This is a genomic window from Methanosarcina sp. Kolksee (assembly GCF_000969945.1).
Lineage (GTDB): Archaea > Halobacteriota > Methanosarcinia > Methanosarcinales > Methanosarcinaceae > Methanosarcina > Methanosarcina vacuolata.
Genome location: NZ_CP009524.1, coordinates 241248 through 264925, shown reverse-complemented (window position 1 = coordinate 264925; position 23678 = coordinate 241248). Strand labels below are relative to the sequence as shown.

The following is a 23678-nucleotide window of genomic DNA, read 5'->3' as shown; positions in this document are numbered from 1 at the left end:
GATTCTTATGAGAGTCGCTTTAAAACTTGCATACATAGGCACCGAGTTTCACGGCTCCCAGATCCAGCCCAATGTCGAGACTGTGGAGGGAGAACTCTTCAAGGCTCTTCGGAATCTCGGGATTATAGAAAGCCCCAAGTCTGCGAATTATATCTGCGCTGGCAGAACCGATGCCGGGGTTCATGCCCTTGGACAGGTTTTCGCTTTTGACACGGATAAAATGAACCTGGCAATTCCAAGAGTAATAAATTCCGAACTTCCCTCGGGAATCTGGGTCTGGGCTCACGCGGAAGTGCCCCTAAGCTTTGATGCCAGAAGAGATGCGATTTCCAGACACTACCGCTATGTAATGAGCGGAAGAGAGTATGACATCTCCAAAATCAGGGAAGCTTCAAAATTTCTGCTTGGGACGCACGATTTTGAAAACCTTTCGCGAACCAATGGAGAAAAAAGTACGGTTCGAACCATAGAAAGGATCGATGCCCGAATAGATGGAGAGCTTATAAAAATCGATGTTGTTGGAAATAGTTTCCTCTGGAATATGGTCCGGAAAATCGTAACCGCCCTTTCCATGATAGGCAAAGGGGTGCGTGATACCGATTGGCTGCTCCAGATGCTGAATCCGGATATTTATGAAGAAGGTATCGAGCCTGCTCCTGCATATGGATTGACCCTTCTGAAAGTTAATTATAACGAGAAAATAGAATGGATTGAAGACAGTTATTCTATCAGGAGAGCAAGCGAGCAGAACCAGAAACGTATCCTCAGACACAGGGTTATGGCAGAAGTGCTGGAAGAACTGATCTCCCATGAGTAAAAAGTGCCTTTACAGGGATTCTTAATGTTTCGAATTTCATTTTGATTTTACTTTTTTTCGAGTATACTTGCTTAGTATTTATCGTAAGTAAAACGATATAAATACCCTTCTTTAATTAAATTCAATAAGCATATCCCTCTAAATTAATTTTCCGCAATTATTAGCTGTTGGTTCCCTTTTTCTATTTTCGCTGGTTGGTGTTTGAATCTCAACTAAGTTGAAATCATTAGCGGGGAATTGACTTTAACCTAAGCTGAATAATTGTTAAAATCAATAAACATCGATAGAGTAAGATGAAAATTAATAATGAACAAGCCCTATCTTTTCACCGCTTGGGAAATATATGGACCCGTTTACCTTCAGCTTTCTTAAAGCATTATCAAAAGTAAAATCAAACAGCTTTGTATAACTCTTAACAGTACTTAATAAAAGAGGCACTCCTGCGTCGTCCAGTTCTGTTATTTCTTTAAGCAGGATTTCTGCTTCAGGAGACAATCTATACAGATAGTCTGTTGATATTTTATTAAGTTCACTTGTGTTATGTCTTGACCCGTCCATTACATATGACCAGAGTCCTGTACTTGATTTCAAATCATTAAGTGTTACCCAGGATTTAAAATTAAGTCTGGCAAAGGAAGTAGCTAATTTCGGAATAACCGATCCTATATCCTGATAATATGGCATATCTTCCCTTGAAGATATTTCCTCCAAAATGAAATACATTGCATTTTCCATTCTTTTTTCTATTTTTTCAGGAACATATGGCTGAAATAGAAGAGAATTAATCATGTATGCCCTTGCTACAGGCAGGTATTCTTCAAAACTCTGTTTATATTCTCCGTGTGTTTTAAATGCCATGTTCAAAGGAATTGGAAGGTGAATAGGCACGTCGGTCACATTAAAATAGGATAAATTAACTTCACGGCTGTTAAGAGGATAAATTTCCTCGCTGTTTTCAATAAACTTATAAAAGTTCTTGGAGGAAGGCTGCCGAAATTCTTGAGGAACAATTCCTAATATCCGCTTAAACGCAGCCCATTTCTGCCGATCCCGATGAGTGTCCAGGGCTACGGTATTTACTCCGCCCTTCTCAAGGTCTGTTATTTGAGGGGCTGAGATTGCACACATACCCAAACAATATCGAAAATCCTCAATGTTGTAAAAATTGGGGTTTTTCACAGGAGTTGATAAAAACTCCAAAAACTCTTCAGTACTTGCTAAGTCTTTACCCCGAATTTTATTTGGATTTATGTATTTCCAGCCAATTGTATATTTAACTAAAACTGGATCAAGTTCCTGCCCTTTAAGTTCATAAAATGTTTCAGTTTCCGTCACAGTAACTTCTATTAATCTGTCCTTTGGTGGAAATTCCCCGCTTTTTACTGCGTAAATCTGGCTTTTAGGGTCATTATAATAAGGTGAAGGATCAAGATAGAAGATTCCTTTTTCCTTGTCTTTGTACCTGACATAACCCGTATTTTCCATTCTAAAAATAAGATTATATTCGCTTGCCGCAAATTCATAACCACGGCTTCGGTCTTTTAACGGGGGCAATGCCATAGGATCACTCTTTTCAGGTCAATTACTTCCTCGTAATATTTATACAACTTGCAGGTAGAAAAGATTACCAGTTTTTGTAATTCTTTCCAGTTTTGCAACTTTTTATAGTTTTTTGCAATTTTGCCCCATTAATAAACAAAGATGCTGCTTGCAATAATATTTCGCGTCATGGATAATGTGTTTTCCAACAAAAACGAGATCAATAAAACTATCGCAAAAAACAGGTTACAGATTACCTACTGAATACAGGTTTGATTCTTCATTCCCGTTTGCCATTCTCATTCTTCATTCCTGTTTACTATTCTCATTCTTCATTCCAGTTTACTATTCTCATTTCTCATTCCCGTTTGCCATTCTCATTCTTCAATTCTTTCTGAAAAACAGTTATTGTCCGGGTAAGGCTTCGATGTACTCTCTGGGAGTAAATCTTAAGAACCTTAAGCCCTGCCTTTTCTCCGTATTCCGCTGCAGCTTTATCCGAAACTACAACTGCGATGCCTCCAGGCTTAAGGACACGCTCAATCTCACTAAGAGCACAGGAATAAAGTTCTTCCAGGGACCCGCCGAGAATTGCTGCCGATCTGCCGTAGGGTGGGTCAGTAACGACTGCGTTTATTGTTTCTTCCTTTAACGGAACCCTGCAGGCATCTCCTTCCATCAGGGCATAATCCAGTTTAAAGGCTTCAAGGTTCATATGGGCACCCGTAACAAGTTTTTCCTGGGCATCAATTCCTATAACCCTTGCTCCCATAAGCCCGGCTTCAACAAGAATTCCTGCCGTGCCGCAAAAGAGGTCCAGAAAGAGTTCTCCTGGCTTTATTCCAGAGAGATTTGCAAGGGCGCGTGCAACTCTCGGCATAAGGACACCGGGATGGAAAAAAGGTTTATTCTGGGGAGTTCTGGCTTCATATGCACTTCTGTCGATAGAGGACAGGAGAATTCCTAATACAGCTTTTTCACTCAGGATCACTCGGAATTCCACGTCAGGGGTTTTCAGGTTTGCCCTGAAGCCTTTCCTGTAAATACATCCTCCGACTTTCCGTTCCAGAAACTCGCCCGGAAAATCCACATGATGTTTTATTCGCTTTGCTCTGACCACAAAACTTTGCCCTTCCTTTATGTAGCCTGATAAATCAAAGGCTTCTGCAAGTTTCAGGATTGCATCCGGAGTATTTTCGGTAATCCCAACGACCTTCAGGATATGGTGGGTCATTGCCAGCCTTTCAGTTATCGGGCCTCGAAGGATTTTTTCCACATCCTCTTCTTTGCCAGTTATTTCCACTACCAGGCACTGGTCAATAATAGTATGGGCCCGAAAATCAAGTCCTTCAATTTTGAGACAGGCAAATACTTCGGCAACGGGCAGTTCTTCATGTTCTCCAGAAAGTTCAAAAGCGTATAACATTGGTGATCGGGAATAGGTTGATGATTATAAATTGGAAATAACATCCGCACCATTACAGTGTGGAAGTAAATACAAAACTCCGTGCGTGAAACGTGAAAGTAGTTATTAAAAGTAACTGATGATTTGTATCCTCTTCACGGACACCAAAATTCCTGTAACTGTTACGTTTCCGCGCAGGCTAGAAAACTACCTGCCAAGAAACCGTGATCAAGAACCGGATAGAAACCAGAAAAAATAGTCTCAAAGGAACTTGGAATCTGGAAATTTGAGAAAAATCAAAATTATATAAATTAAGATTAATATATAACCACTAAAAATATATTACCACTAAAAATGTATTACCACTAAAAATGTCTTAAAATAAGGAAAAAAAGACATATAAAGGGTTAAGATCTTAGTTCTTCTTGCTGAAAATTCTTCGATCTTTTTACGTTTAAGAATTTCAGGATCTCTGGGGGTGAAAGAATTACTTATTTAATATCTGAAGATGCGGGATCTGATGAACTTGAGCCTATAGCGGTCGCAGTACACTCTCTTGTTGGGCTTCCAACTACTATCCGGAGCCTCAATCGAAAGGGACTTCGCCTGGAGAAAGGTCAAATCCTTGATAGAGAATATACAGGCCCTGTACTCGAAGAGGTGCTCAGGACCGGCGAAACCATACGTGGAGTGCCCAAGGAAGGCACGTATCTTGGCAGGAACGTGGTTGTTTCTCCAATTTACTCAGAGGACGGGAAGGTTATTGCAGCAATAGGAATTGTGGATTTACTTTCTGTCCTTAAGATGCAGGAAATAATCAGGACAGTTGTAAATAACAGTCCTGCAGTGGTATTTCTCTGGAAAAATGAAGAAAAATGGCCTTCTGAGTTTGTCTCTGAAAATGTGGTCCAGTTTGGGTACACAGTGGAGGACTTTATTTCAGGCAGGGTCCTGTATGGAGATATTATCCACCCTGATGACCTGAAGAGAGTGGAGGATTCGCTTAAAGAGCGTATCCGGAGAGGGGAAGTTGACTTCAATATAGAGTACAGAATCTTTACAAAAGTTGGCGATCTCCACTGGGTAAATGAAAGGGCATTTATTCAGCGAAGTCCTGACGGAAAAGTGACTCACTTTCAAGGGCTTGTGCTGGACGTAACTGAGAGAAAAGAGAGCGAAGAAGCTCTCCGAAAGTCTTTGGAGACTCAGAAACTCTTGAGAACTATAATAAATAACAGCCAGGCAGTGGCTTTTTTGTGGGAAAACAAAGAAAACCTGCCAACGGTGTACGTTTCAGAAAACATAACTAAGTTCGGGTATAGAGTAGAAGATTTTACTTCAGGAAAAATCCCTTACAATAGCATTATTCACAAAGATGATATAGGCCCAGTTATTGAAACCCTCAAACGCAACATTGCAGAGAAACAGGATTACTTCGACGTTGAATATAGAATTTTTACGGGGGATGGAAAAATGCTCTGGGTAGAAGAGAAGACCTTTATCCAGAGAGATGAGGAAGGAAAAGTAACTCATTTCCAGGGCCTTGTAGTTGATATTACAGAAAGGAAAGAAGCCCATAAAATGCTTGAGATCCAGCGAGAACTCGGAAAGGAACTGAGTACTACCTGGAACCTCCAGACAATACTCAACCTGGTTCTTGATTCCTGCCTCCAAATAAACGGACTCGATGTAGGGGTTATATACCTCAAGGACGAACTCCTGGACCAGCTAAACCTGGTTTCATATAGGGGAATTTCCCTCGAGTTTAGAGAAACAGTTTCCAGATATAAGGCGGATTCCCTGGAGGCAAGGCAAATTTTGATTGGAAAGCCCATATACTCACTGGAGTTCTACTCCGATACAACGGTTGACGCAGTAAAGAGGGAAGGAATAAAATCTGTTGCCATAATTCCTCTTAACTATAGAGGAGAGATTGTGGGCAGCCTGAACTTCGCCTCCCATACCCTTGATAAGATTCCCTGGAGTATCCGAAACTTCATTGAGAGCATTGCTCTCCAGGTGGTAAACTATATCGCTCCAGTCTGTATTCAAGCAGAACTTTCATAAGTCTCGAAATTTTAGGAGACCTCATAAAGGGCCTGCTAGAAAGCATAAATAGTCGTGTAGATAAAAGTAAAAAATATGGAAAATACTTGCTGCCATTGGCTTGCTGCAACCTGTGAAAAGTGAGACTTACGTGGTTGAAATGAAAACTCAATAGAATTACATATTCAACTGCCCAAAATGTGCCTTTACTGTTAATGTCTAATGTGCTTGTTTATATATGCAATAGGAGGGCAGCAAAAACGAAGGGAAAGAATCTAATTCACAATCGCAGCCCTACTGCAGTGCTCCAGCCTCACTTCATATTCAATATGAGGTGCCACAAGTTTTAGAAAATTGCGACTCATTGTGAGGGTGATAGAATAGATGAACACAGATACAAAATGTTTATTTTGATAAACATTATTCGATATGCCATTGGTGCTTATTTTTTGTTTGTAGGAATGGCATTGCTCTTTCAAGGTGAGATTCTCCCTGGTATATTCTCTATTCTGATAAGTAGTATGTCAATTCCTGCAATTGCGGATCCTATTGAAAGTAAATTGAAAGTATCACACCCTACTTATTTCAGATTCATAGTTATGCTTTTTCTGTTGATGGCAATCGGTGCTACAGTTTCTCATGCAAAACCATGTTTTCTCATATAAAGCCACTTTTTCCTATGTAAAGCTACGTGTTCCCATGTAAAATACAGCACCTGCATTATTACGGAGAATATTCACGATTATCCAGGGCAAAGAAAAAAATCTGGGGCAAAGAATAAAATTGCTGTAGAAACCGAGAGACTGCTGTACTCACCGCAGAAGTAAAAAATAGTGGACAAAACAGTAGAGGATAGAAAAGGAAGGCTGAAAAAAGGATTTATTCGTAGATACAGGATTCGTAGATACAAGATTCGCAGATACAGGATTCATAGATATAGGATTCGTAGATACAGGATTCGTAGATACAGGATTCGTAGATTCAGGATTCATAGATATAGGATTCATAGATACAGGATTCGTAGATTCAGGATTCGTAGATACAGAATTCGCAAAATTTAGGCATTGAACAAAAGTTGAATTAAAATCAGTTAGGTGGTTCACAAGGTTTATTCTATGTCAATGAAGTTTATTACTGGATCAGTTTTGAAGCTGTCCGGTATTTCCCTCCATTTCACAGCTACTCCCCTATGAACCAATTTATACTATGTACTCAATATTATAAAATCCTGTTGATAAAACTCTAGTTTATTTGACCAGTTATTATTTGACCAGTTATTATTTGACCAATTATTATTTGACCAATTATTATTTGACCAATTATTATGTGTGGCATTAGGTTCCTTTGTTCATTGATCTGGATTCCGTCCATATATTCTTCCATATTTCCTTTACTTTCGGTCTTTTCCCGTACATGAGTAGATAAGTCCTGAAAATCCGGCTGGAAAGCAGGATCACAACATAAACCGAAATCAACAAGATGAAGATGCTGGCAAGGATCTGGTAAAGAGGCACAGATGTAGTTCCCATCCTGGCAAGCATGGCTACAGGCGCACTAATGGGAAAGAGAGAAAGAAAGACTGAAAATAAGCTGTTCGGGCTTGTAACGATCATTTGCATGAATATGAGGGGAAATGCAGCTACAAACGTAAAAATTCCTGCAATTTGCTGGCTTTCCTGAAGGGAACTGGTGATAGCCCCGATTCCTGCCATCACACTGGCAAAAAATAGGAAACCAAATATGAAATAAATGACAGCAAGGAAGAGAGTAACAGGCTCGATTTTTACAGTAAGGGCATACCCGCTACTGAGCGATATTACCGCAAGCCAGATTACAACCTGCAGAAGGCCGACTGCGCCAAGGCCAAAGATCTTGCCTGTAAGGATTTCAAAAGGAGTTGCCGAAGACAACAAAATTTCTATAATCCTGTTTTCTTTTTCTTCGGCAACTCCACGAAGCAGAAAGCCGGATGATGAAAAAATGCTGAAGAAGAGGAAAAAAGCTGTAAGAAAAGGAAGACCAAAACTGGCAAAGATATCATTAATACCCTGCTCAGAAGACTCTCCGGTCTCTCCCACATTATAAAACTTGATGTTAACCGGATCCTGGACCCTGTTGAGAGTTAGCTCGTCCACTTTGTCCTTAAGGAGGGAAGTAATAACGATATTCGAGAGTCCGGAGGACAGCCCCATATTTTGCATAGATGATTCTTTTTCAAGGCTATACAGTTCTATTGTTCCGGTTTTAAGAAAGTCTTCAGGAATAACAAGGTAGGAAGAAATCTGTCCTGCCTGTAAGGCTTGACTTGCATCGGAAATGTCCCTGTACATTACAAATTCTACAACTGAGGTTTTTGTCTCTGAGGGCTCTAGAGAAAAGCCTTCGCTCTGTATTGATTCTGGAAATTCGAAAGAGCCAGTCATATCAATATAACCTACTCTCTGGTCTTCAGTTGGGCTCATACCTGAAATCATTGCAGGAACAACACTGATTCCTGCAAACAGGACGGGAAAGAAGAGGGTCATAAAAAGAAATTCTTTACGCTTTATTGTTTTCAGGAACTCATGCCTTGCAACAATAAAGGTTTTTTTGGAAAAACTATTCATTGGAAGCACTCTCCAGAGTTTGAATAAAGATCTCATTAAGAGAAGGAAGCTTTTTTTCAAAACGTATGAGGTTTGCTTTCTGGACAAGCTCCTCAAGAAGGACCTGGACGCTTATTTCTTCTTCAGGGAAAATTTCAACCGATTTTCCATGTTCTATTACTTTCTTTATGCCAGAAATTTCCCGAATTGCGTTCAAATCTCCTTTTTCTGCAAATTCTACAATCAGAGAGTTTTTTCCATGCTCTCTCCGGATATCATCTACAGAGCCGTAAAGTACTCTCCTGCCTTTATTAAGCATAAGGATCCTGTCACAAAGTGCCTGGGCCTGTTCCATCATATGTGTGGAGAGGATTATTGTTTTTCCTGCTGCCCTGAGTCCCAGGATTCTGTCCATAACTGTCTTCGTATTTACAGGGTCAAGCCCGGAAAAGGGTTCATCAAGGATTAAGAGTTCAGGTTCATGGATAATTGCGGAAAGGAACTGGATTTTCTGCTGCATTCCCTTGGAAAGTTCTTCAACTTTTTTGTTTTTATGTTGATCTAATTCCAGGGATTTGAGAAGGGATTCAGCTTTTAAATGGGCCTGTTTTTCTGGTACGCCTTTAAGCTGTGCAAGATAAACCAGCATATCAAGAAGTCTTGTTTTCTTATACAATCCCCGTTCTTCGGGAAGGTATCCTATTCTGTTTTTTGCATCCGGGCTCAGAAAATCCCCAAAGACACGTATTTCCCCGGAGTCTGGCCTGAGAATATCAAGAAGAAGCCTTATAAGCGTGGTTTTTCCCGCCCCGTTTGGCCCGAGAAGCCCGAAGATCTCGCCCTGATTCACTGAAAACGATATATCCTCGAGAATAGTCTTTTCTGAAAAAGACTTTGATACGCTTTCAAATTCTATAGTATGCATTAAAATTAAATACATTCCAATACAGATAACTTCTTCGATATATTATAGAAACTTTAAAGGAATTAAAAGCTGATTTGACTTTTAAAAGTAATTTTTCAGTATTAAAAGGGTTAATGGGAGTTCAATCGGATAAGTAAGGAAAATTCAGGGGATAGTATGATACCAAAAGTAATTATTCACAACAGTATAAGTCTAGACGGCTCTACTACGGGCTTCGAAGCAAATATTGGAGTTCACTACAAAATCCTGAGCAGTTATCTGCCCGATGCCATGATAGTAGGCTCGAACACTGCGAAAACCGGAACCCAGTTCTTCTGCGAAAAAATTCCACCTGAAGAGGAAGCGGATTTCAAGAAACCTGAAATTCATCCTGACGACCCCAGGGCATACTGGCTGATTGCGGACTCAAAGGGAATCCTTGAAGGGTTAATGCATGTGTTCAGGCGTTCCGAGTTCAGCAAAGACGCAATCGTTCTGGTCTCGCAAAAGACTCCTGAAGCTTACATCAATTACCTCAAAGAAAGAAATTATGATTTCATCCGGACAGGCTCAGACCGTGTAAACATAAGACAGGCACTGGAAATTGCAAATGAAAGATATGGTTTTGAACTTGTAGTTTCAGATAGCGGGGGAGTTCTGAACAGTATATTACTCGAACATGGACTTGTCGACGAAATCAGCCTTATTCTCACTCCCGAAATTGTAGGGAAGAATGGAACAAATCTTTTCAGGACACTGGGAAAAAGCGGTATTCGGCTTGAACTTTTAAGAAATGAAATCGTGGAAAAGCAATGTGTACATCTGGTATATCGGGTTTTGAAAGAATAAAAAAGTTAAAAACATATTTTTTAATACAAACTTTTCTCTTTTAATAGCTTTTCTCTTTTAATACAAAATTTTTTTATTAATATGAAATCCGATCTTTTGATACAAAATTTTCTCTTTTAATACAAACTATTCTCTTTTAATACAAAATTTTCTCTTTTAATAGCTTTTCTCTTTTAATGGCTTTTTTTCTCTCTGATCAATGCCATTCTAAGGCAATGGCCACTTAAAGAGCATGAACATTTTTAATATATATAGTAAGAGGTGGTGTGAAAAATGAAGATTTTTCCTCTTAAAGCAGGAAAAAAATCTTTTTTATTAAATGTTGAGAAGCTCTATACACCCTATTTTTAGAAAGCAAGTGTCAAAAATGAAAAAGTAGCACCGTTTACAAAAAAGTTTATAATGTAAATCTGTGTAATGTTAGGAAGATTTAGGCGAAAAATATTCGAGATAAAATTTTTGAAATCGAAATTTTGGGTGGAGTGTAAATACGAACCACGATATTGTTTTCATAATTTATAATAGGGGAGACAGTTCCAAAAATCTTGCTTTAAGTAATCTTGCCTTAAGTAAACACAGGCTGAAAAGGCTGAACACTTGGTTAGCCAGCTTAAGGAGTGAAAGAGTTTGCTAGAAGCTTTTATTTACAGCGCTATTATAGCCCTTATAGCTGGAGTTGTCTTGCCTCTCCTGTGCCGCAGTAAAAACGCAAGAAAAGCTTCTTTTGGCCTATCATTTCTTTCTTCGATCTTGCTTCTGGCTTTTGCAGGCATCATCCTGTACACCGGAAAAGAGCCTGCTTTTCCAGCCATCGGATTTCTTCCAGGGCTGGATTTCACCCTGACCGCAGACAAGCTTTCGGCAGGTTTTATTCTGCTGATTGCAGCCGTTACGTCAGGGGTTTCAATCTATTCCGTTGAATATGTGGAGCACGCTAAAAGTGAAGCAAGAAAAGATCTTCAGGCATCCCTCACAAACCTCTTTATCCTTGCCATGTTGATGGTCGTACTTGCAGGAAATATGATAGGTTTCCTGGTTTTCTGGGAAATAATGTCTCTGTCTTCCTTAATGCTGGTACTCCACGATTATACCTCGGAAGAAAACAAAAAAGCAGGGCTTTTCTACTTTATAATGACAAGTCTGAGTACAGCTTTTCTTTTTATGGGTTTTATAAGTCTGTTCAGGCTGACAGGCTCTGCCGAGTTCGGACCACTGGATTACCCGGCAAGCGACCTGACTTTGCCTTTCCTCTGCCTCTTTACAGGTTTCGGAATCAAAGCAGGGCTTGTTCCTTTCCACAAATGGCTGCCCTATGCTCATCCTGCAGCCCCGTCTAGCATTTCGGCTCTGATGTCAGGAGTTATGCTGAAGGTTGCAATCTACGGTTTCCTGCGGTTTTTGCTCTCGGTCTCCACCCCAGAACTCTGGTGGGGTACATTGATCCTTATAGCAGGGACTCTCTCAGCCGTACTGGGAGTTATTTACGCTGTTAAAGAAAGCGATATAAAAAGGCTGCTTGCTTACAGCAGCATAGAAAATATCGGTATCATTTTCACAGGAATTGGCCTGTATCTGATATTTAAACTGGAAGGAGTTGAAAGCCTTGCACTCTTAAGCCTTGCAGGAGCCTGCTTCCACGCTTTCAACCACGCCCTTTTCAAAAGTTTGCTATTTCTCGGTGCAGGCTCAGTGGTCCATGCTACTGGCACACGGAACATCGAAGCCTTCGGAGGCCTTGTAAAACGAATGCCTCAAACCGCCGCTCTTTTTCTGATAGGTTCGGTCTCAATTGCTGGCCTTCCTCCAACAAGCGGCTTTGTAAGTGAGATGATGCTTTTTCAAGCTTACTTTTATTCCTCTGAGCTTCCAGACCCTCTAATAAAGGTGCTTTTAATTATTACCCTCTCGGTATTTGCCCTCACCAGTGCGCTTGCAGCAGCTCTTTTTGTAAAGCTTTTCGGAATTACCTTCCTTGCCCTTCCGAGGACAAAATGTGCACAGGGAGCCACCGAAGTCCCGAAACCCATGCTGTTCGGAGAAGCTGTGCCTGCAGCTTTCTGTATCCTTTCAGGGCTGTTTTCATCCAGGATTCTGGCTCTGCTCGGCTTTGACCTTGGGATCCCGGACATGCTGCTTATCGGGTTGATTCTTGTCGGAGCATGCGGGCTTGTATGGATTATGGTCCGCAATTCCGGCCCTTCAAAAACAAGGATAAGCAAAGAAACCTGGGGATGCGGAATCCTGGCCCAGCACCCGACAATGGAATACACCTCTACAGGCTTTTCAGAGCCTCTTGTAGTCATTTTCAAAAAAATTTACAGGACTGAAATATCCAGTACAAGAACATATTCAGATACTAAAGGAAGTATTTTTAAGAATGGAACTGCGAGAATCCACCTGATTAAATTCTTTGAAGAGCGCCTGTATATTCCCGTAGCCTATGCAGTCAGCCTTATCTCTTCCCAGGTTTCCAGAATGCAGAATGGGAAGCTGGACACCTATGTACTCTACGTTTTCATTGCGGTACTAACACTGATGACATTTACGAGGTATTTCGCATGAATGCTTCATTCCTTTTATTCGCCCTGCTAAATACGGGCTTTATCCTGCTGGTTTCCCCACTTTTTATGAGCCTGATTAAAAAAGTCAAGGCATCCGCTCAGGGAAGAAAAGGTCCAGGTCTCCTGCAGAACTATTTAGATTTACGCAAGCTTATGCAAAAAGAGGTTGTGTACTCACCCAACTCTTCCGGAATCATGAGAATTACTCCCTACCTCAACCTGGCAGTTCTCCTTCTGGCCTCACTCTTTGTCCCCATAGTCTTTATCCCTGATACCCCTGCAGGAATCGGAAACATAATAGTTTTCCTCTACCTGCTCGCAATAGAACGTTTTTTTACGGCACTCTGCGGGCTTGATGCTGGAAGCACTTTCGGGGGCATGGGAAGCTCCCGCTTAATGAGCCTCTCGGCAGTCATTGAACCTACGATGGTCATAGCCTTTGCTGCACTTGCATATGTCTTAAGAACCGTAAATCTTCATGAGATGTTTGCAATAACTGCCGGGTCAACGATTCCGGAAAGCCCGACCCTTACCCTTATTTCGATTTCCCTTTTTATTATAATCATAGTGGAGACAGGAAGGATCCCTGTGGACAACCCTGCAACGCATCTTGAACTTACCATGATGAACGAAGCCATGATTCTGGAACAGTCCGGGAAAAACCTGGCTTTAATAGAGCTTACCCATGCCGTTAAACAGACGATCCTGATGGCAGTCCTGATAAATATCCTGGCTCCCTGGGGGCTTGCAACCGAGCTTACCTTTTCAAGCCTTTCAGTCTCATGCCTCTATTTCCTTGTAAAAGCCAGCTTGCTTGCAGGATTAATAGGCCTTTTTGAGTCTTCCATTGCAAAAATGCGGCTTTTCAGGTTGCCCAGCTTCTATATGATGGCGCTTTTCTTTTCCGCACTTACCATCCTGCTGGAGGTATTTGCATGATATATCCTTTACTGGCAGATCCAGCATTTCTAGAAGACATAATCAGGATTTTCTTTGTCTTTGTATTGATCACTGCAGCTTTTACCCTTTCCACAAGGAACATTGCCTCTCTGCTGAACGTATACGCTGCCCAGTCCTTACTACTGGTCCTGATCGCTTTATTCCTCTACCTGATCGAGGGCAGCCAAACACTGCTTGCGATAGCAGTTCTTACACTTGTAAGCAAGGTACTGCTAATTCCCCTTTTTATAAACCATATCGGGGAAAAAATCAAGATTAGCAGAGACCTGAAGTTTAATTACCTGGAACCAACAGCGTCCCTCATTGTTAGCATGGGCCTGATCCTGCTTGCCTATGTATTTCTCTCGGGCTTTTTCAGTGAATTTATTCTGGGAAAGTTGTTTTTCATGGGGGCTGTTATAGGCTTATCGCTGACTCTCATGGGTATGCTTGTGATATTCAGCCGGAGGAAGGTGATTACAAAAGCCATCGGTTATCTGACAATGGAAAACGGAGTTCTTCTTTTCGGGATTTTTGTTGCGGATCTCCCTTTTATTATAGAAATCCTGATCGTAATAGACCTGATGATCCTTGTACTGTTAACAACTATCCTGGCAATTGGTATAGATTCTACAATTGAAGAATATCACCAGCGCCTCCAGACACTTAGAATCTGGTCAGTGAGGGAAGATTAATGATAATACTCAGTTATCTGGCTGTGGGAGCCATAGCTCTTGCCCTTATCACGCTTTCAAAGTCTCACAGGGCAATGAATGCCTTCTTCATTCTACACACCCTTGTGTCTCTTGCAATCGGGGTTTATGTGTTGCTCACTGCCCCATTCCCGATTTTGGAAACCGGAAGTGAATACTTTTATGTGGACCATCTCAGTCTCTATGAAGTTCTGATTGCGGCCTTGCTGTTCTTCCTGGCTTCGGTCTATGCAAATGGTTACGTGGAGAGCCTGATGCAGGCCCAGGAACTGCACAGGAATAACCTGAAAATCTTCTATATGGTTTTCAGCCTCCTGCTTACGACAGTGACCCTGGCTTTCTTTTCGGACAACCTTGCTCTGTTCTGGATCTTTGCCGAGCTGACAACAGTTTTTTCAGCCGCACTCGTAGCAATCCTGTCTGCCAAAGAAAACATCGACGCAGCCATCAAATACATCTTCATAGCCTCGGGAGCCATGCTCTTTTCGTTCATAGGACTGATCTTTTTATACACACTTTCCGGGGAAGTACTGGGCAGCGGGACTCTGAACTGGACAATACTGGCTAAAAATGCAGCCCTCCTGTCACCTAAAATGTTGACTGCAAGTTTTGTGTTTCTTTTTATCGGGTTTGCAGCAAAATCTGGGATTTTCCCCTTCCATACCTGGCTTCCAGATGCCCACTCAAAAGCCCCTTCAGCAGTAAGCGCCATCTTATCCGGAGTCCTGTTGAATATAGGCATGTACGGAATTCTGCGGATGTACGCAATTGTCAGGCAGACTCAGGCCGAGACTATGATATCTCAGTTCCTTCTGGGTTTTGGCCTGCTTACCATCACAGTTGCGGTCCTGAATATGCTTTTGCAGAAAAACCTGAAGATGCTGATTGCATTTTCAAGTGTGGAACACATGGGCATTCTCCTCCTTGGAATAGGGATTGGAACGCCTCTTGCTCTCTTCTGGACACTTTTTTACATCCTTGCCCACTCACTGACCAAAGCCTCACTCTTTTTTTCGGCAGGCATTCTACACAGGCAATACGAAAGTAACCTGATTAAGGACATAAAAGATGTTTTTTCACTTCAGCCCGTTGCAGGCTGGGGCTTTGTTATTGGTAGCTTTGCAATCATAGGCATGCCTCCTTTCCCGATTTTTTCGGCCAAATTTTTTATCCTGCTGGAAGCTTTCGGATTTTCGAAACCGCTTGTCTTTGCAGTTCTCCTCCTCCTGGTCATAGCGTCGGCTGCATTTGCAAGATTTTTAATCGAAGCCTTTACCCAGAGCTCGAAAGATGCTGGAACCGAAGGCACGGAAACTCCGATTATCCCCTATACAGTCCGAGGAGGCATGAAATTTCCAATATTGTCCATTCTTTTTATGATTCTGGCCCTTGGAGTTGTCTTTCCGGAACCTCTGGAAAAACTGTTGAACATAATCGTGTACGAACTTGGATACCTGTGAATGGGAGGCAAAAAGAAAATGAGTTCAAACAAAGACACAGTAAGTTCCCTGATGCCGGCAGGCCCGAAATTAAGAGGGAATTACCAGATTTCAGGTAATTCTGCAGTTTTGGAGACTCCTTCGGTTCTGGCGACCCGGCACGCTACAGATTTAATGATTGACATTGCAGGTAAAGAGCCGCAGATCGAAAAGGGAAAAAATAATGAATTCTATATCCCCCTGGCAGAAGAGGAGTTTTTAAAAACCGTACCTGCGCTTTCCGAGAAGGGTTTTATCCTGATAAGTCTGTTCTGCGTTCAGGATTTTGAAGGAAAACCTGGTTTTACTCTCTTTTATATCTTCAGAATGAACAGTTCTACTGATGTATTTGCGTTTATGCGGCATGTCAGAAAGGAAACTACATCTATTGCCACGGTTTTTCCTTCGGCATGCTGGTATGAACGGGAAATTCGGGACGGATTTGGTATAGAATTTACAGATGCTTTTGACAAAAGAAGACTCTTTTTACATGAGGCCTATCCTGAAGGCTTTCATCCTCTCCTTAAATCCTTTAAAAACAGGAAAATCCAGACTGTTGAAAGCCCGGAGGAAGCATATCCTTTTAAACAGCTAGAGGGAGACGGCGTTTACCAGATCCCTGTCGGGCCTGTACATGCAGGAATTATTGAGCCTGGACATTTCAGGTTCAGTGTCATCGGAGAACCAATCTTCAATCTAGAAATCCGGCTCTTTTATAAACACCGGGGAATCGAAAAGCTTGCCGAGGGAAAAAGACCCTCTGCCTGTATTCCTATTGCGGAGGCGATAAGTGGGGATGAAACCGTTGCCAATGCCGTTGCCTTCTGTACGGCTGTAGAAAAAATTGCGGGAATTGAAATTCCGGAAAGAGCGAACTACTTAAGGGCTATTTTCCTGGAACTCGAGCGCATTTACTCGCATATGGGAGATCTCTCGGGCATGATTACCGATATAGGATTCCCGAGAATGACAACGCCTTTTCTTATCCTCCGTGAAAATATTTTCAGGCAAAACGAGTTTCTCACAGGTTCCCGATTTATGAGAGGCACTATAGATATAGGAGGAGTAAAAAAGGAGATTTCAGGCGAGGCTCTTTTAAAACTCGACCTTTATTTGAAAACATTTGTACCACAATTTGAATCCGCGATTACCGCTGTTTATACGTCCTCATCACTTATTGACAGATTCTCAACAACCGGAGTTTTAAAGAAGAAATTGATCGCTCCGCTTAATCTTACAGGCCCTATTGCTCGGGCGGCCGGAGCTACATATGATGTCAGACTTGACCATCCCTACGGCATATACAAAGATATGCCTCCGGGAAGAACAATTAAAATGGCAGGCGATGTCCTTTCTCGGTTTGAGGTTAAAGCTGCCGAAGTTCTTAATTCAGCTTCCCTGATAAAAAAGCTTATAGCGTCAATCCCGGAAGGTGCAATCATTGCCGAGACAACCGAATTTTCAATTTCAAATATTCCAGATGGATATGCCCTTTCAATGGTTGAAGCTGCACGGGGACAGAACCTTCACTGGGTTTATGTCAGAAGCGGGCTAATCGACCGCTATAAGGTGAGAACAGCCTCCTTCTGCAACTGGCAGGCCATAGAACATGCAGTGCTCGGGAATATCGTTCCTGACTTTCCTCTGATAAATAAGAGCTTTAACCTTTCCTATGCTGGAACTGATCTCTGAGGTGAAATGGATGGTAAACCCACTTACATACGTCTTCCGTCCGAAAGTAACGGAAAAATTTGAGTTTTCCGATAGTGAACTTGAAACTCTAGGCTCCAAACTGAGAACTAAAGTTAACAGGGTTTTCGGGCACAGCCTTGCAATCCGCGAACTGGATTCAGGCAGCGACAATTCAACAGAAATTGAGGTTTCAAACCTCGGAACCCCGCATTATGATGTTGAGAGATTCGGTATATCTTTTGTGGCTTCCCCAAGGCATGCTGATGTCCTGCTGGTTACAGGCGCAGTCACTCTGAATATGGCCGAAGCCGTTCTAAAAACCTATGAAGCCATGCCCTTTCCTAAATTCGTGGTCGCAGTCGGAGATGATGCCTGTGACGGAGGGATTTATAAGGGCTCTTATGCCGTACTTGGCGGAGTCGATAAAATCCTGCCTGTGGATATAAAAATTCCTGGAAACCCTCCCTCTCCGAAAGAAATCCTGCGCGGGATCTTTGCCCTGGTAAAAAATAAGGAAAATGAGAACTGATCATTTGGAATGCTAAATTATTTGAGAAACTGGCAGATTTGATATGCAGGCAGAGAGAAACATTCCACACAGAGAACAAAAACTTTCAGTTAAACAAGCCGAAGCTCTGGGATATTATGACTTCATGAGTTATCTGGGAGTACCTTATTATCATTTAGGCGGCCTTACCTCTACCAGAAAACTTGCTGAATTATGCAGGATTGACTCTACAAAAAAAGTCCTGATGGTTGGATGTGGAAGCAGTTTTTCTGCCTGTTACCTTGCCAGAGAAATCGGCTGTGAGGTAGTAGGAATTGATATTTCAAAACTTTCGATTGAGGAAGCAAAAGAAAGGGCAAAAAACCAGGGAGTTTCGGACAAAGCAAAATTCATAGTAGGGGATGCTCACGCCCTGCCCTTTGAAGCAGGGGCTTTCGATGCCGTGATAACAGAGTTTGTGTCCCAGTTTTTAGATAGGGAAACAGCTTTCAAAGAATTCGCAAGGGTTCTGAGGTTTGGGGCTTATGTGGGGATTAACGAAATGTATAGAGAAAAGGAAATTCCTGCCAAAGCCGCCAAAGAAATCGCTCAAGCCGAAAAAATAATTAGAGAAATAACAGGGCTTCCATTTTCCCTGCTGTCGCCTGAAGAATGGAAAGAAGAACTTGAAAGAGCAGGTCTGAAAGATGTTAATGTAAGAATGTGCAAACCTATCCGGTACCTTCAGGAAACAAAATACATGGCAGAAGCGATGGGAGGCACCTGGAGCTTTATAAAGTACCTTATAGACACGATCTCGAAAATGGCTAAGTACTACTTCTTAAGCAAAAAGATCAGATACAGGTTCAAAAGACTGGAAAAAAGTAAAAAAATTTTATTCCGAAAGAAATTAACCTCAAAATATGTGGGTTATGTATTGGCTACGGGAAAAAAATAAGGTTTTTTGGAAAAAAATATAAAGGATCAATTGAAAAGTAGCGCAATAATGTTGCAAGAAGTTCCTTCAAAGTTCTTCTGGAGGAAGAAAGAATTTTTTACTAACTCAGACTGCTTTCTGAAAAGAAATAAAGGGGAAATATCTCTTCTAAATATAAAACTTTCCCGGGGAGATGGAACAAAATGAAAACATCACTTATTGATCTGGCGTTTCTTTCAGAAAAAAGGAAAGATGTATTACTCCTGCTAGAAGAAGGGCCAAAGACCGGAGACGAAATAAAAACAGCCCTCAACGTCAACTCGACATCGATAATGCCCCAGATCAAAAAACTAAAAGAAGGACGCCTGATAATACAGGACGATAGAAACACCTACAAACTCTCGGAGATAGGAGAGATAGTAGTTGAAAAGATGGAACCTTTGCTAAATACCGTAAGGGTTTTTGAAGAAAATTACGATTACTGGACAAACCATGACTTTACCGCAATTCCCGAGGCTCTCCTTAACAGGATTGATGAATTAGGGAACTATTTCATGCTTGAACCCGACCTTAACCGGCTTTTTGAAATTCCTGAAGATTTCAGAAGCAACCTTCTGGAATCAAAACACGTCAAGATGTTTCTCTCATATTTCAACCCTCTTCACGTTGAAATGTACCTGGAACTTGTAAGAAAAGAGGCTGAAATAGATCTTATTCTGACAGAACCCGTTTTTGATAGGATGAAAAAAGATTATTATACGGATCTGAAATTTCTTCTGGAATCAAAAAATGTTGAGATTTACATCTGTGAAAAAAGCGTAACCCTGAAAGACGTAGTAACAGAGCGTTTCTGCTCGCTTGTGCTTTTCGACAAGAAGGGAAAGTTTGACCATCAACGCCTGATGAGTTTTGACGAGAGTGCACTGAAATGGTGCGAAGAACTCTTTTTATACTATAAGGACAGGTCCACACAACTGGAGAAACTATAACTGCTCTTCTGAAGTACTGCCCTTCTGAAGTTAAGATTAGTTCTCTCCCAGATACTTATCTATCAGAGCCCTGAATTTGTGAATATCTATAGGTTTGGAGACATAGTCCACGCAGCCCATTTCTATGAAATGTTCTTCACTGCCTTTCATAGCATGGGCAGTAACAGCTATCACAGGGATGTCTGCAGTCGCAGGATTTTTCTTAATTCGGTCGAGAACCTCAAGTCCGTCCATCTTCGGAAGTTGCATATCCAGCAGGATAATATCGAATTTTGTTTCAGCAAGGCGTTCAAGGGCCTTTACTCCATCCTCGGCTTTAGTTATGTTATGTCCGTAGAATTCCAGAAGGTCCAGGATCAGTTCCATGTTCATGGGATTATCTTCGACAATCAGGATTTTTTTCATCATTACGCCTCTTCAGCATAGCTAATTGTTTTATGATATTAATTAACTCTTTTCTTCCAAAAGTGCCTTTCTTCAGAATAGAAATAAGATGTCCTTTTAGCTCACTGTTCAGTTCTTCGAGATTCTTCTCAGTAAGCTCGCCAGAAGTGCATACAATAAGAGGTATATCTTTCGTGCGTACATCGGCCCTCATGCTGGATATAACATCAAATCCGCTAATCTCCGGCATCATGAGGTCAAGAATCAGAATATCGGGACGCTGCTCTGAGAAAAGCTTCTGAAGACCTTCTCTCCCGCTGTAAGCTTTTATAGCCTCAAAGCCCTCAGGCTCAATCATCGAACTCAACAGTTCTACAGTATTTTCATCGTCATCTACTATAAGAACTTTAGGATATTCAAACCGGAACTTTCCGGTAATTTCCTGGAGAGAATTTACCAGTTCAACTCTTTTTACCGGCTTTGCAAAAGAGTAGGTTGCTCCAAGGGTAATTCCAAGCTCATTATTATTGGTCATGGAGATAATAAGTACAGGTATAGAAGCCGTACAGGGGTCATTCTTTAGCTGCCTCAGGACAAGCCAGCCATTAGTATCTGGCAGGAAAACATCCAGGGTGATAATATCGGGTTTCAGGATCTTTGCAACCTTTAAAACTCTTTTTCCATTATAAAGGAGAGCCACACTATATCCTGCGTCCTTAAGGATAATGGAGAGAAGTTCACTGGAACTTTTGTCATCATCAACTACCAGAATAAGTTCCTGCTTACCATCTCCCTTTTCAGAGAAACAGATTTCGGGCAGCTCTACTTCTTCCTGCAAATCCTCAACGTTTTCTTTTACTGAAAGGGCTTCTGCTTTATTCATTTCGAATTCTATGATTACATCTTCAATCCCAGCTTTTCTGAGCTCCAGCGGTTTCCTGAGAGGAAGTGAAAAGGTAAAGTTACTACCTTTCCCAGGATCGCTCTCAACCCAGATATCTCCCTGGTGCAAGTTCACGATTTTCTTCACAAGAGCAAGCCCAAGTCCTGTGCCGCAATACTGCCTTGTTGTTGATGCATCGAGCTGGGTAAAGGGCTTGAAAAGCTTTACCTGGTCTTCAGCAGAAATGCCTATACCGGTATCTATGACTGAAATAAGCGCCCGGTTTCCACTTTCTTTGCAATATACTGAGACTTTCCCACCATTCGGGGTAAATTTTATTGCATTACTTACGAGGTTGTAAAGAATCTGAATTATGCGGCCTCTGTCGGCTTCAAGCGTTGTACAGTCGGATTCTACATTAAAAGTTGCTTCAAGAGATTTTACCTGTATAAGAGGGGAGAGAACGGCTTTAACTTCTTCAAAAACGCAATCAATCGAAAATTCACTGTAGTGAAGTTCCATTTTCCCGGCTTCTACTTTTGAGAGATCGAGGATATCATTTATAAGTACCAGCAAATGTTTCCCACTGGTTGAGATATTGTTTACGTATCGGAACTGCTTTTCGTTAAGTTCTCCAAAAACTTTGTCAATAAGAATATCTGAAAAACCTATAATGGAATTCAAAGGTGTCCGCAACTCATGGCTTACATTTGCAAGAAATTCGCTCTTGAAATTGTTTGCTTCTTCAGCTTCCAGTTTTGCTTGAATTAGTTTTTCTTCCGAACGCCTGTGTGCAGTAATATCAAGCCCTGTTTTCAGGACTCCGGTAATCCTGCCATCTTCGTTTTTTATGGGAATCGCAGTGACTGTCCAGACTTTTCCATCCTGCGTAACTACTTCCCCGAATTCTTCGTTCCCGGACTCCAGTACTTTCAGTACCGGTGACTTACTCGGGTTTTCTTTATATAAAATATACATATCTTGATAACGACGCCCGATAACGTCACCCATTTTCATGCCCATGTGATCAAGAGCTGCTTTATTTAGCCAGATTATCTTCAAGTCGGAGTCCATAAAGACTACCAGTTCACTGAGAGAATCAAGAATTAGCTTTTTTTCGTGTTCCTGGGCTTTAAATTCATCAGAAGTCGTTCTCAGGCGGTCAAGGGTCTGGTTTATTCCCTCGGACAGCCTTGAAAGCTCATCATTCCCATACGTAGAAAATCGCTCGGAGAAATTTTCATTCAGTCTTACTTTCTCCACGAAATTATCAATTGCAACTATTCGGGATACCACCTCCCTATCAAGAAGAATCTTGCAACTTGCCCCAATCATGAGGCCTGCGAACAGAAGGAAAAACACTATGTATCTGAGAGCCTTCTGACCCCTGGCATAGATACTGCTGTCTGCGCCAGCCTGGATTACAATAGCTGGGCTTCCAGAAAAATCCTCAAGCACAGAATAACAGGTAACGTTTTCTCCAGTTACCGCGTATGTGAAGTTCGGACCAGGGTTTGCAAAAAAAGCCTGCATAAGATCCGAAGACGCATTGTTGAAACTGGAAATTGTAAATTTACTTCCTGTACTTTCCTGAACGGATTCGATAAAGCTCGAATCAAGATATTTTCCAAGAATGATTGTCCCTGAGATTTCTTTATTTTCTGGCGAAGTGAGCACAGGCTGGCCGGAGATTACTGCAAGACCATTTTCAAACAGTAGTATACCTTTTAAAGAAGTTTCAGCCCCCGTACAGAGTAAACTGCCATCATTAATTCTTTGACGGACTTTGAGAAGAGCGGAAGCATCAAGAGTAGAAGCATTAAGAGTAGAAGCACTAAGAGTAGAAGCACTAAGAGAAGAAGCATTAAGAGAAGAAGCATCAAGAGTAGAAGCATCAAGAGTAGAAGCATTAAGAGTAGAAGCATTAAGAGTAGAGAGTTCAGGACCCGAAATTTCAGAATATACAATATACCCTGAATTATTTACCAGAAAAATAAAATCACATCCACTGACGGAAAAGATGTCACCGAGTGAAGTCCCACCGCTGAGATTTTGAGGGTCCTGATTAAGTATTAAATTCCTGACATCATCTCTTGAAGAGAGAGCAGAATTAATCTTTTCAAGCTGTAGGACCTGAAGATTAATCATATTCTTTATATTTTCTACGTTGTCAGCTGCCTCTTTTTCCTGCAAGTCGGAAAAAGTGGAACCGAGAATGCTCTGAGACGCAAAAATAACAACTGAAATGAGAAGAGCAAAGATGATATAGATAATAGCAAGGATCTTTCTACTAACGTTCATATTTTAAGCTCGGTGAGGGGGCTTCGGGTTAACTAAACCGGAGGTGAGATACGGGGTGGGTCTGCAGAGAACTTTATAATGTAATAAAATAATTGACAGATGAAATTAAATTGGAATCTATATAAAAGTTTTCTACATTCATTCATAACAAAATATCTTTCTAAAATCA

19 protein-coding genes are annotated in these 23678 nt (G+C 41.4%); 13 read left to right on the top strand and 6 right to left on the bottom strand.

Annotated elements, in window-relative coordinates; all coding sequences use genetic code 11:
• Positions 1 to 7: 7 nt before the first annotated feature.
• Positions 8 to 817, top strand: a complete 810-nt coding sequence (gene truA, locus MSKOL_RS01270; RefSeq protein WP_048153314.1) for a tRNA pseudouridine(38-40) synthase TruA — start codon at positions 8 to 10, stop codon at positions 815 to 817.
• A gap of 300 nt (positions 818 to 1117) precedes the next feature.
• On the opposite strand, the gene MSKOL_RS01265 is transcribed toward truA, so the two are convergent.
• Both MSKOL_RS01265 and MSKOL_RS01260 read right to left on the bottom strand, forming a co-directional pair.
• On the bottom strand, positions 1118 to 2377 hold the full coding sequence (locus MSKOL_RS01265; RefSeq protein WP_048153313.1) for a hypothetical protein: 1260 nt from the start codon (positions 2375 to 2377) through the stop codon (positions 1118 to 1120).
• Positions 2378 to 2714: 337 nt separating this feature from the next.
• A complete protein-coding gene (locus tag MSKOL_RS01260; RefSeq protein ID WP_048153312.1) occupies positions 2715 to 3782 on the bottom strand; it encodes a TRM11 family methyltransferase in 1068 nt (355 codons plus the stop codon).
• Between the two features lie 465 nt (positions 3783 to 4247).
• Between MSKOL_RS01260 and MSKOL_RS01255 the strand changes: the two genes are divergently transcribed.
• Both MSKOL_RS01255 and MSKOL_RS21510 read left to right on the top strand, forming a co-directional pair.
• Positions 4248 to 5828, top strand: a complete 1581-nt coding sequence (locus tag MSKOL_RS01255; RefSeq protein WP_048153311.1) for a PAS domain-containing protein — start codon at positions 4248 to 4250, stop codon at positions 5826 to 5828.
• 909 nt (positions 5829 to 6737) lie between these two features.
• The gene (locus MSKOL_RS21510) at positions 6738 to 6875 is read left to right on the top strand and encodes a hypothetical protein (RefSeq protein ID WP_197078869.1); all 138 of its coding nucleotides are present in this window, start codon (positions 6738 to 6740) and stop codon (positions 6873 to 6875) included.
• Positions 6876 to 7141: 266 nt separating this feature from the next.
• Here MSKOL_RS21510 and MSKOL_RS01245 read toward each other — a convergent pair whose 3' ends face one another.
• Positions 7142 to 8413: an ABC transporter permease gene (locus MSKOL_RS01245; protein ID WP_231592345.1), complete on the bottom strand. Its 1272-nt coding sequence runs from the start codon at positions 8411 to 8413 to the stop codon at positions 7142 to 7144.
• Positions 8406 to 9317: an ABC transporter ATP-binding protein gene (locus MSKOL_RS01240; protein ID WP_048153309.1), complete on the bottom strand. Its 912-nt coding sequence runs from the start codon at positions 9315 to 9317 to the stop codon at positions 8406 to 8408. Before MSKOL_RS01240 ends, MSKOL_RS01245 begins: the two co-directional genes overlap by 8 nt.
• A gap of 156 nt (positions 9318 to 9473) precedes the next feature.
• Between MSKOL_RS01240 and MSKOL_RS01235 the strand changes: the two genes are divergently transcribed.
• The 10 genes from MSKOL_RS01235 to MSKOL_RS01195 all read left to right on the top strand — a co-directional run bounded on the left by MSKOL_RS01235 (position 9474) and on the right by MSKOL_RS01195 (position 19941).
• Positions 9474 to 10145, top strand: coding sequence for a dihydrofolate reductase family protein (locus MSKOL_RS01235; protein ID WP_048117037.1), 672 nt, complete (start codon positions 9474 to 9476; stop codon positions 10143 to 10145).
• 627 nt (positions 10146 to 10772) lie between these two features.
• Positions 10773 to 12707, top strand: coding sequence for a proton-conducting transporter membrane subunit (locus MSKOL_RS01230; RefSeq protein WP_048153308.1), 1935 nt, complete (start codon positions 10773 to 10775; stop codon positions 12705 to 12707).
• Entirely contained in the window at positions 12704 to 13645 is a 942-nt protein-coding gene (locus MSKOL_RS01225; protein WP_048153307.1) for a respiratory chain complex I subunit 1 family protein, read from the top strand. The genes MSKOL_RS01230 and MSKOL_RS01225 overlap by 4 nt, the downstream gene beginning before the upstream one ends.
• Complete coding sequence (locus MSKOL_RS01220; RefSeq protein WP_231592343.1) at positions 13642 to 14340, top strand: hydrogenase subunit; 699 nt, start codon at positions 13642 to 13644, stop codon at positions 14338 to 14340. The genes MSKOL_RS01225 and MSKOL_RS01220 overlap by 4 nt, the downstream gene beginning before the upstream one ends.
• Positions 14340 to 15818 carry a proton-conducting transporter membrane subunit gene (locus tag MSKOL_RS01215; RefSeq protein WP_231592340.1) on the top strand — a complete coding sequence of 493 codons (1479 nt, stop codon included), beginning with the start codon at positions 14340 to 14342 and terminating at the stop codon, positions 15816 to 15818. The genes MSKOL_RS01220 and MSKOL_RS01215 overlap by 1 nt, the downstream gene beginning before the upstream one ends.
• 18 nt (positions 15819 to 15836) lie before the next feature.
• A complete protein-coding gene (locus MSKOL_RS01210) occupies positions 15837 to 17528 on the top strand; it encodes an NADH-quinone oxidoreductase subunit C (protein WP_231592336.1) in 1692 nt (563 codons plus the stop codon).
• Between the two features lie 10 nt (positions 17529 to 17538).
• The gene (locus tag MSKOL_RS01205) at positions 17539 to 18057 is read left to right on the top strand and encodes an NADH-quinone oxidoreductase subunit B family protein (RefSeq protein WP_048153306.1); all 519 of its coding nucleotides are present in this window, start codon (positions 17539 to 17541) and stop codon (positions 18055 to 18057) included.
• Positions 18058 to 18100: 43 nt separating this feature from the next.
• Positions 18101 to 18973, top strand: a complete 873-nt coding sequence (locus MSKOL_RS01200) for a class I SAM-dependent methyltransferase (protein ID WP_052725297.1) — start codon at positions 18101 to 18103, stop codon at positions 18971 to 18973.
• A gap of 6 nt (positions 18974 to 18979) precedes the next feature.
• Positions 18980 to 19159, top strand: coding sequence for a hypothetical protein (locus tag MSKOL_RS19665; RefSeq protein ID WP_156150927.1), 180 nt, complete (start codon positions 18980 to 18982; stop codon positions 19157 to 19159).
• Positions 19156 to 19941, top strand: coding sequence for a winged helix-turn-helix domain-containing protein (locus MSKOL_RS01195; RefSeq protein WP_048153305.1), 786 nt, complete (start codon positions 19156 to 19158; stop codon positions 19939 to 19941). Before MSKOL_RS19665 ends, MSKOL_RS01195 begins: the two co-directional genes overlap by 4 nt.
• A 36-nt stretch (positions 19942 to 19977) precedes the next feature.
• On the opposite strand, the gene MSKOL_RS01190 is transcribed toward MSKOL_RS01195, so the two are convergent.
• Both MSKOL_RS01190 and MSKOL_RS01185 read right to left on the bottom strand, forming a co-directional pair.
• Positions 19978 to 20346, bottom strand: coding sequence for a response regulator (locus tag MSKOL_RS01190; RefSeq protein ID WP_048117011.1), 369 nt, complete (start codon positions 20344 to 20346; stop codon positions 19978 to 19980).
• Positions 20318 to 23509: a response regulator gene (locus tag MSKOL_RS01185; RefSeq protein ID WP_048153304.1), complete on the bottom strand. Its 3192-nt coding sequence runs from the start codon at positions 23507 to 23509 to the stop codon at positions 20318 to 20320. The genes MSKOL_RS01190 and MSKOL_RS01185 overlap by 29 nt, the downstream gene beginning before the upstream one ends.
• Positions 23510 to 23678: the final 169 nt, after the last annotated feature.